The 738-nt window shown below is 35.6% G+C and carries 1 protein-coding gene; it reads right to left on the reverse strand.

Annotated features, from left to right (window positions below):
• Positions 1 to 15: 15 nt before the first annotated feature.
• A partial coding sequence (locus B5G32_RS13575) for an IS1380 family transposase (protein WP_143746689.1) occupies positions 16 to 738 on the reverse strand: 723 nt, incomplete at its 5' end.

The raw sequence follows: 738 nt of genomic DNA on the forward strand, positions 1-738 counted from the left end.
CTGATCTTTGCCTTCTCATACAAGAATCCTAAATAGATGATAGAAGTTATAACACAGTGATGATATCATGAACTGGAAACAGTTCTTTTCAAAATCATGATGTCCTACATTATCTCCATCGAAATCATCTTTCAGTTCCTTTGTGAAGTTCTCTGAGTTTCCTCTCTCCTCATAGAAGTCACAGATGTCTTCGCATGATCTTTTCATGTCATTTGTTATGATGCAATAGATAACTGGGAACATTGTCAACTGTTTGTCCTGTGCTGGAAATACCTTAAAGACATATCGGCATGGTGTGGATAGACTTTTAGGTGAGTATTCTATCTCTCCATAATAGGGTTCCTGATTTGTGTAATTCAAATAATCAATTCCATTGTCTTCCAGATGTTCAATGATCATATTTTGAATCTTTTCATAGCTTTTGGCTCTAATGTAGTATTGAATATCTTCATGATGCATATAATCCATGAATTCAGTATTGTAGAATGCACTGTCACCCCTCATGGAAACAGTCTTGCCTTTTCTATCAAGATGTGCCAGTACTTCCTTGAGTTCATTGATGAATCCATTAGATGAGTATGCTGCTCCTGTTCTAAAGTTGGAACTTAACAACAGTTTGGTATTATATTCATTAATCATCATTGGATGGTATCCATTGACACCATAATGGTAGATATATGCAGAAGCTTCCTGATGTCCATGAGTTTGTGTTTTTGTTGAATCGACGTCAAGAATGAT

The organism is Massilimicrobiota sp. An80 (assembly GCF_002159255.1).
GTDB lineage: Bacteria > Bacillota_I > Bacilli_A > Erysipelotrichales > Coprobacillaceae > Allocoprobacillus > Allocoprobacillus merdigallinarum.